This window comes from Corynebacterium sp. HMSC05E07 (assembly GCF_001807225.1).
GTDB classification, from domain to species: Bacteria; Actinomycetota; Actinomycetes; order Mycobacteriales; family Mycobacteriaceae; genus Corynebacterium; species Corynebacterium singulare.
Genome location: NZ_KV788255.1, coordinates 26,254 through 34,641 on the forward strand (window position 1 = coordinate 26,254; position 8,388 = coordinate 34,641).

Annotated in this window: 7 protein-coding genes, 1 tRNA gene and 2 pseudogenes; 8 read left to right on the forward strand and 2 right to left on the reverse strand. The window is 55.0% G+C overall.

From position 1 onward, the window contains the following. The first annotated feature begins 4 nt into the window (after nucleotides 1–4). On the forward strand, nucleotides 5–601 hold the full coding sequence (locus tag HMPREF3149_RS10175; protein ID WP_141741507.1) for a hypothetical protein: 597 nt from the start codon (nucleotides 5–7) through the stop codon (nucleotides 599–601). A 49-nt stretch (nucleotides 602–650) separates the two neighbouring features. Here the strand turns inward: HMPREF3149_RS10175 and HMPREF3149_RS10180 are convergent, their stop codons facing one another. Next, nucleotides 651–2,891, reverse strand: coding sequence for an AAA family ATPase (locus HMPREF3149_RS10180; protein WP_070537919.1), 2,241 nt, complete (start codon nucleotides 2,889–2,891; stop codon nucleotides 651–653). Between the two features lie 340 nt (nucleotides 2,892–3,231). Here HMPREF3149_RS10180 and HMPREF3149_RS10185 point away from each other — a divergent pair. Further along, a tRNA-Lys gene (locus HMPREF3149_RS10185) sits at nucleotides 3,232–3,305 on the forward strand. Nucleotides 3,306–3,398: 93 nt separating this feature from the next. Then, entirely contained in the window at nucleotides 3,399–3,905 is a 507-nt protein-coding gene (locus HMPREF3149_RS13435; protein ID WP_141741508.1) for an excalibur calcium-binding domain-containing protein, read from the forward strand. A gap of 73 nt (nucleotides 3,906–3,978) precedes the next feature. Here the strand turns inward: HMPREF3149_RS13435 and HMPREF3149_RS13440 are convergent, their stop codons facing one another. Beyond that, on the reverse strand, nucleotides 3,979–4,317 hold the full coding sequence (locus HMPREF3149_RS13440) for a hypothetical protein (RefSeq protein ID WP_141741509.1): 339 nt from the start codon (nucleotides 4,315–4,317) through the stop codon (nucleotides 3,979–3,981). A 176-nt stretch (nucleotides 4,318–4,493) separates the two neighbouring features. Between HMPREF3149_RS13440 and HMPREF3149_RS10195 the strand changes: the two genes are divergently transcribed. The 5 genes and pseudogenes from HMPREF3149_RS10195 to HMPREF3149_RS13955 all read left to right on the forward strand — a co-directional run. Further along, on the forward strand, nucleotides 4,494–5,021 hold the full coding sequence (locus tag HMPREF3149_RS10195) for a hypothetical protein (RefSeq protein ID WP_070537923.1): 528 nt from the start codon (nucleotides 4,494–4,496) through the stop codon (nucleotides 5,019–5,021). 67 nt (nucleotides 5,022–5,088) lie between these two features. After that, nucleotides 5,089–5,571, forward strand: a complete 483-nt coding sequence (locus HMPREF3149_RS10200; RefSeq protein ID WP_070537925.1) for a helix-turn-helix domain-containing protein — start codon at nucleotides 5,089–5,091, stop codon at nucleotides 5,569–5,571. Continuing rightward, nucleotides 5,564–5,983: a hypothetical protein gene (locus HMPREF3149_RS10205; protein WP_141741510.1), complete on the forward strand. Its 420-nt coding sequence runs from the start codon at nucleotides 5,564–5,566 to the stop codon at nucleotides 5,981–5,983. Before HMPREF3149_RS10200 ends, HMPREF3149_RS10205 begins: the two co-directional genes overlap by 8 nt. A 58-nt stretch (nucleotides 5,984–6,041) precedes the next feature. Continuing rightward, nucleotides 6,042–6,191 (forward strand): annotated as a pseudogene (locus HMPREF3149_RS13140) (tryptophan-rich sensory protein); the annotation flags it as partial. A gap of 62 nt (nucleotides 6,192–6,253) precedes the next feature. Further along, nucleotides 6,254–7,146: pseudogene (locus HMPREF3149_RS13955) on the forward strand (IS3 family transposase); the annotation flags it as partial. Between the last annotated feature and the right edge of the window lie 1,242 nt (nucleotides 7,147–8,388).

The following is an 8,388-nucleotide window of genomic DNA, read 5'->3' on the forward strand; positions in this document are numbered from 1 at the left end:
CCTGGTGCCACTGCGCGTGCCGGAGAGCTTCGCTGTTGACCCCGGCTCGCCGGTGCTGCGGCGGGGCGTTCAGTCGGGTTTCGGCAGCCTGGCGGAGGGCTCCACGTTGGACACTGAGCTACCCACGGTGAAAACCTCGAACTTGTTCACCGTTCTCGGCCCCGCCCTCGTCGCCGACGCCGTCGACGCGGCGCCGCGTCCCTCCGTCATGCTGCGGATGGAGGGCGCACCGGTGCAGGACCCGGCCGTGCTCGACGGGGGCGCCGCAGCCGCTGGAGCCGACGTGCCGGTGACGACGACCGAGTCATTCAGCCGCCGCGCCGTCACCGGCGCCATGGTCGAGCGCCTGCTCTCGATCACCCGGGTGATGAGCCTCATCGCCCTCGTCATCGCGCTGGTGGGCATTTCCAACACCGTCTTCCTCTTCTGGCGAAGGCGTCGCCGGGACCGCGCGCTGCTGAACACGCTCGGGCTGACGCCCCTGGGGAGCGCGGGCGTGATGGCGGTTGAGCTGCTGTTGTTCGCACGTCCGGCGGCGGGGACCGGGTGGCTTGTGAGGGAGTGTGCCGGCGGGTTTATTGCCGGGGTTGCCGTGGAGTAAGGGGTTGGGGAAATCGCACGCCATGAAAAATCCCCAGCATTCCTCAACGCTACCTCTCGACCGCTTCGGGCCGTACAGATCTACTCATCATCATCTTGTAGTGTTCTTGATGCCCCGTCTTTTCGAATATTGCTTTAAAGGCGTCGAGCCAAACTTTGCAGGATTCGGAAGCGATGTTGAAGTCATCGGACATAATGACGTCATGCGAGCCACTATGCGACCACGCTGTCAAAGAATGATGGACTATCTTTTCGTCGTGCGTCCAGCCATTAGCTAGATCATACAAGTTATCCTCACCGCCGAGCGTCGTGAAATAACTCTCAAGAATTCGACGAAGTATGTTGGGGAGCCACCCGGGGGTAGTTTGTTCCTTGCCCTCTAGATTTGCAACTTCCGCCCACAATTCTTGGTACGAGGTGCGGACTGGATTCGTATCGGCAAAATATTCGATCTGGTTTGGCTGTGGTGCCAGCTTCTTAATCTTATGGTGGCTGACGGCTTGGGGGCCACAGCGGTCGAGACGATAAGCGACTTCGTTATGGAAGCGCGGATTGTGAGTTAACACTATCGCTTGATCCAATCGGGGATGAGTCCCTGATCGAATCTTCCCAAGCAGGGACCGGATTAGGCTTGAAACCACGAACATAATCGAATAATCCAAACTGGAGATTGGATCGTCGATAACGGCCACCAGTCTTTCTGTTTGATCGTCGGTCGCGACAGCGGAAAGGGACTGATAGAAGTATAAGAAGGTAATAAAAGTGCGCTCTCCTTCGCTGAGAGTTAGTGGATCCGCTCTGGATCCATCGACACGTACGACGGTATAGCCATCTTGTTTCGAATCCGATCTATCGAGCCGAAAGCTGTGAAATTGGCAGCGCTCGAGCATGCTGTTGATTTTGGCGATAGTTGATTCGCTCGAAACTGTTCGTGCTTCCAGCTTGCGCAACTCCGTTGCCCGTGTCCCAACCGTAGCTTTGTCCTGTCGGATGCTTTCGGTGAGTTTGCCAATTGCCTTTTCGAGCGGTGCCGATTTTGTGTGAAAGGCCTTCAGCGTCTCGAACGCAGTTCCGTTCGCGAAGCCGGCCCATACTTCGTCGAGCCAAGTATCTTGTTCCGTTCTGCGCCTCGAGAGGAGAGTGTTCTGTCGTTCCATTTGATCGATACGTTCTTCGACGGATTCCAAGAATAAAGTAATGACCGGGCGGGGGTCGACTGCCTCTAAAGGACGGCTGGGTTCGAGAATTTTCTGGTCAACGAGCGAGATTAGGTCAGCTAGCGCACCGGTCAAGGAAGCACATCGGGATTGGTATTCGCTACTTTCTCCCACGGAAGCGAAAGAGGCGCTGTGCGTATCGATATATTCCGAAATGCTCTGTGAGAGTGCAGTGATTTCTCGTTGGAGGTCTGTGAGTTTCCGTTTACTAGTGGTGTAGTGGGTGTCGAAAACCTGATCGAGGATCAGTTCGAAACCTTCCGGAAGTGCTTGCTGACAGAAAGGACACCGATCCTCTCCCGATAGATGCATTTGATTCACGTAGTTCGACCCTGTTGCCACCCAGTCTGATAGATCGAAATCCTTAATTATCTGCATAAACGGGACTTCTTTAGCTGGTATGAGAGGTTTCCGAAGTAGATCTAGGAGTTCGGTGAACATCTCGAGGTTGCTTGCGTCATCCGACCATGGCCCAGGCCTCGGAGGAATCGTGAAGGGTAAAGCGTTGGAATCGAACAGCAATTCCGCCTTTTCAGCCAAATCTGTCCATGACGGTTCGGTCTGTTCCGCGGTGTACGCGTCTAGTGAATTTGCCCAGAGGCGGTCTACCCGTTTACTTCCTCTCCAATTGTCACGGATCGATTTTGGCAGAGTATTTCGTAAATCTTTAAGTGATGCTTGAGTTGCCGCTTTGAGATCCTTGAGCTCCTTTTCTTTTGTGGCTAGGGTATTTGTGTGTTGGGTTTTGCGATCTTCGGCCTTTCTTAGGTCGCTACGGGCCTGGCTGATCTGCTGGTCCAATTCAATGCTGTTGCGTCCAAGTAGGAACACCCCGTTGAGCTCAGAAGTCGCAAATGTCTCCCTTTGGTAATCGGAATTAAAGATTCGAAGAGTCTTTGGTTCGCCGCTCCAGTGGGCCGAATCGGGAGAGCTGGAGAGGTTTGCTAAGAACCGGGTAATAGACGTTTTTCCGGATCCGTTTGGAGCAAAGATGAAGCTGTTCGGCCTGAGGTGATTAAGCGTCGCATCCGGAGCGAAGCAGTGAATTTTCCCTACATCTAAAGCGTTCAGCATGTCGCCTAATCCTTGGTTGGCGTGGGTGGACAATTTGTTAAAATTAGTTTAGCGATTCAATACAGCGAAAGGGTGGTGTTTTGACTGCGCTTCATTTCGGAATGCGACAATCGCTGTATCTCTAGCGAGATACGTGGCTCGATATCTCTCCTTTTGCCAGTCTGATCGGAGGTCGAACGTGGCGCCCTTGGGCCATTGACAAGCTTCAATTCGGCTTAAACAATGCCTTAAGACGGGGGATTCAATTCTGGGATTTTATAACGGGCAGGCAGTTTAAGGGTCGCTTGGGGGTGTCTTAAACCGTGCATGTATTCGAAAAGCGCACCGTCTAGTGTAAATAGAGGCTATAGCTCAGTCGGTTTGGGCCGCGGACTTTTAATCCGCTGGTCCCGGGTTTGAGCCCCGGTGGCCCCCTCTTTGGGGAATCTCATCACAAAGTGCCAGCACACAGGGTGAACCTTTGTAATATGAAGCAGTCTTAATTCTTCTCTTTCGGAGGTTCTCCCGATGTCTCGCTCTCTTGGTTTGATGGTAACTACTCTGGGCGCTGCCGCACTACTTGTAGGCTGCGGCGGAGCCGACTCAGATTTTCAGCCTACGTCGGAGCCAACAACAACGGCGACGACATCGCAAACCACCACTTCCTCCTCTAGCTCGGCTACTTCCTCGACTTCTTCTGTCCAGCCTTCTGAAGAAATCCCATTGCCGACGGAACCGGAAGTAAGTCCGGCTCAGGTAACGGAAGAAACCGCCCACCAGCAAGCAGGATTCATGGCGCCGCCAGCAGACGTCGATGCCGATGTAGATCCTGATGTAGATGCCTACGTTGAACAGCCGGCACCGGAAGTGCCAGTTGTTGAGGAACAGCAGGCTCCGGCGCCGGCGCCAGCTGCTGCGTACTATGCAAATTGCGCTGCAGTACGTGCTGCTGGTGCAGCCCCGATCTATGCGGGAGACCCTGGCTACAGCTCCGATCTCGATCGTGATGGTGACGGCGTAGCTTGTGAAAACTAGCTAATCAGTAACTGTTAAGGAGAGGACATTTGCGCGGCGTCGCCAAGCATGTGCCCTTTCTTGTCGCGCCTGCCTAGTCGATAAACAGTGGCAGCGGGTACGCCATGCCTATGCTCCAGACAAGGTGGAGGAGATGAGGTTGCCGGCGCGGCGGGCTTCGAGTGCGGCGATGCCGCCGATGAGTACGGATGCCACGAGCAGTAGGGGGAATGCCCATGGTGGCGGTCACGGCGATGTAGAGGCCTACCGAACCAGCCGGCGCCTGGGAGGAAAAGAACAGTCCGATGGCACCCAAGATTGCAGGTAGAACTACCCGCCAGAGAATCGGCAGGCGTGGGCGGTGGCATCGACGTGCGGCATGAAGGCCTTTCACAGTGGGGAAATCAAAGAGAGGCTCGACGCGGGAGGTCATAATTTAGTGTAATCGCGTACTGTCGAAAGTATTGACAACATCGCACTCGCCGACGCGTGCCGGGGTCAGGAGAAAACATGAATAACGATACCGCTGTGCAGGCACGGCTGGAGCTTGTCACGGCGGAAGGTGAGATTTGAAGGGCATATCTGCGTAGGGGAGTTCGGGAGGAACTAGTGGATGATTTCGAGTTTCCGGAGATGCCTCACGTGTATCTGCCGGCAGTCAATGCGGACGAGGGGCTGACGCGTTGGGAGTTTCTGCCGGGGGCGTTGGATGAGTTCCAGAATCTTGAGGGTATCGATGAAGATGCTTTTCTCGAGATGCAACAACTTTTGCTGCGTTGGGGCGAACGTGGTGCCCGAGAGGATGACGTTGCATTGGTGGAGCCATCGGGCAGGAGGGTTCTCAATGAAATTCTGAACCCGCCATGGTTAGGCGAGTTGAAAGGGTGGGGAACTGGTGGAAATGGCGAGGACCGTCATTTTCGACTGTACTTCCTCGATATTTCTTCGAGGCCGGGTGAACCGGCCCACCAGATGCTTGTGAGCTTGTGTAAAGAAAAGCGGATCTTTGATAACACGCGTCAGGGGGTTCGTAAGACTAACGAGGCGCAGGATCGAGACATTTTGCTGGCTATGCGTCTAGGTAAGCAATGGTGTCAGAAAAATCGGGTCACTTTTCGGCCATGGCCGCCGAAATAGGGATGTGCATTAAAATGCACATAGCTTATGATGGGATGGAACATAGGAAAGCAGGGGTGAATTGATAATGGCGAAGTTAACGATCAAGCCGAAGGATGCGTTGCCCGGGGACCTCATCGGGTCGCAAATGGACCTCATTGAGCAACTCGTGGAGTTTCGAAAGCTGCGAGGCATGACGCAAAGCGAGGTGGCATCGCGCATGGGTGTCGACCGCTCTGTTGTCACCAAGTTTGAATCATTGGTGGGACTTGGGAAGAAGAACCACACAATGAAGATGATTCGAGCGTACGCAAACGCCGTTGAAGCGTATGTGGCGCACGTTGTAGTAGATGGTCGTATCCAGCACGGAAGTGCTCCCTATGCCGAGCTTAAAGAAGAAATTGCTCGGCGGATTACCGCTTTGGCAAACGCGAATGAGGCTCACGAACAATTCCCAGAGGCTGGCCGTGGTCAGCTGGGAACGGACTTTGTATTCGCTGCCCCGGTAGAGTCCGCTGAAACAGGAGTACTGCAGCAGATGGACTACACAATGGAGGGGACTCTTGTCTAAAGAACAACGGGCTGGCTATGCGACGTGGCAGTTGCTTCGTGCTGAGGGGCAGCGCATCGGGGAACAACAGTCGAAGGATGTAGTGCAAACGAAAGGCCAAGTATCTTTCCAGGTTTCGCAAGGTCAGACTCGTGAGACTCTGGTGCTTGAAGTTCGCATTGATGTTGACGTGCCGGAGCGCGCGAAGTTGGCGCTGGCCCTGCGTGGTAACTGGCCAAAGCCGGAACATAAAGAGTTAACGCCGGAAGAATTGGCTCAGCTTCTCTTGGGCTACAAGCTTGATGAGCTCGTTGCTGTGGTCAATTACGAATTGCAAAACCTAGCGCCTAAGTTTGGCGTGTCAGCACCCTCGATTCCGCAAGAGCAATTGGAAGCCCTACGCCAAGACGCTGCGGGCAAGGAAACGGAGTAGTCCGTGCCGTTCCTTGGGATAAGGCGGATGGCCTTTCCAAGCGCGCAAGCATGCCGCGGCTCTCGGTGCGAACCTCGCATTGAACGCCGGCTGGAGCGGCCTCTTCTTCCGCTCGAAGCATAAGAGACTGGCCACCGCTTGGGCCGGAGCCCTAGGCGCAAGCTCCGCGGACCTCGTGCGCCGCGCCTGGAAGTCTGACCGGACCTGACCCCCTGGTGGTGGACACGCTGAAACCAGCATCTCGCTGGGGAAGTGAGGTACCTTTCCACCATGCCACGCAAGACCTACACCGAGCAGTTCAAGCGCGACGCAGTCTCGTTGTACGAGTCGACCCCCGGAGCAACGCTCAACGCGATCGCCTCCGATCTCGGGGTCAACCGCAACTCCCTGCGCACCTGGCTCGACGCCTTCGGCACCGGCACCAAAACCAACGCCAACGGTGAAAAAGTCGCCAGCCCCATTGCCGCAGCCAACAGCGCACGCACGCCTGCTGAAGGACTCTCCGACGCCGAACGCATCCGCGTGCTGGAACGCGAAAACGCCAAGCTCCGGGAGGAGCGAGAGATCCTCCGCAAGGCGGCCAAATATTTTGCGGAAGAGACGAACTGATAAACCGCTTCCGGTTCGTTGATGACAACCGAGGCCTCTACGAGGTCAAGCGGTTATGTGAGGTTTTTAAAGATCAACCGGTCCTCGTATTACAAATGGAAATCTGCTGCTCCTGCCCGCCGGCGACGCGCCCTTGACGACGCGGTGCTGGGAGCGAGGATCAAGGCCGTGTTCACGGCCGAGAACGGCTGTTACGGGGCGAAACGCGTGACGGCGGCCATTAACTCCGATCCAGCCAACGACGACCTTTTCAATCACAAGCGCATTGCCAGGTTGATGCGCCAGATGGGCCTGTTCGGCTACACCAAAAACGCCGGGTGATAACCACCGTGTCTGCGAAACGGGCTCCGAAGTTGCCCGACCTGCTGAAACGCCGGTTCACCGCGGAGAAGCCGAACACCATCTACGTCGGCGATATCACGTACCTGCCGATCGCGGACGGGTCGAATATGTACCTGGCAACCGTCATCGACTGCTATTGGCGGCAGTTGACCGGTTTCGCGGTCGCTGACCACATGCGCACGGAGTTGGTCGAAGAAGCCCTCACGATGGCGGGCCTGAACCCCGGAAAGTAGACATGTCGGCGGCTAGCTATGTTTTGGGATAGCGTAGCTAATGTGAGTGCTTCGAAGTCATCCGGGGAGGCTAGAAGATTGCAGTAGGAGTGTCGTCTGCGCGAGTTGTAGCGCAAGCACTTTCGGGAGAATTCTTGGCGGCAGGTGATGGGGATTCTCAAAGACTTTCCGGTTACGCAGGAATTTACGCTTTAAGGCGACATCAAATGATCTTACCAGGGCTTTATCGGCACTCGTTCCCACCGCGCCCAGGGACTGGCGTGCACCAAGTACGGCGCATTGGTCTTAACCCTGGACAGGATCAACGACTGGAATCAGACACACTTTTGTTAATTAGCCCTGACCTGCAAAGGGTGAAAGGATTCTTTGCGTGCGGTAGCGTTCGTTTGGGAACACTCGTGACCTTCATCTATCCCTCATCCGGCCTACTTGTACGTAGTTTATCCCTCTAAAGGCTCCGATCAGCACGGCGAGATTGACCTCTTATGGCGCCATGCTCTCCACTACAGGCTGCGGCGTCACCATTCTCGGCACCACCTATCGTTCATTTCTCAACACTAATGCCTTATGGCTCGAGCGAGGTCAGGCTTGGTCAGGATTGACTTGTGATGTGATGTCAGCTTCGAGCCAGGTCGATCGATAAGTTACGAGCACGCCGGTCTTCTCGATGCGCTGAAGTCTGGCTGTTTTACCGTCCATTAATGGAGCAGTTATATCCCCCGGAATTTTAATATGGACTGACCGTTCTCGCTCCCCGACAGCCTCGCTCCCATGTCGTAGAGCATTCTTTGAGCATCTCGTCGAACCACAGGACGGAACGAATATTGACTTTGACGAGGGAACCTGTGATATTATCGACTTACTGGGCCTAGCCGTTGACCCTCCACCGATAAGGAGAGCGCCGATGACTGGGCCCCAACTAGTTCTTCAGAAGGTTAAAATGGGAAAGCACTCTTCAGGGAAATCGGCTAATGATTTCCCTCGGCGACCAATTGTCACGGCCATATTGGTAGACGGAGGGTTTTACAGACACCGTGCGCGAGTTCTCTTCGGCGAGAAAAATCCGCGAGATCGAGCAAACAAACTTTTAGGGTATTGCCATAGGCACATACGGGAGTCCGGAAGCAGTCTCTATAGAATCTTCTACTACGACTGCAAGCCTTCATCGAAGGTGCTGTTTCATCCGCTAACGCGGCCCTTCCGGTTTTAGAGTGCGTTGAT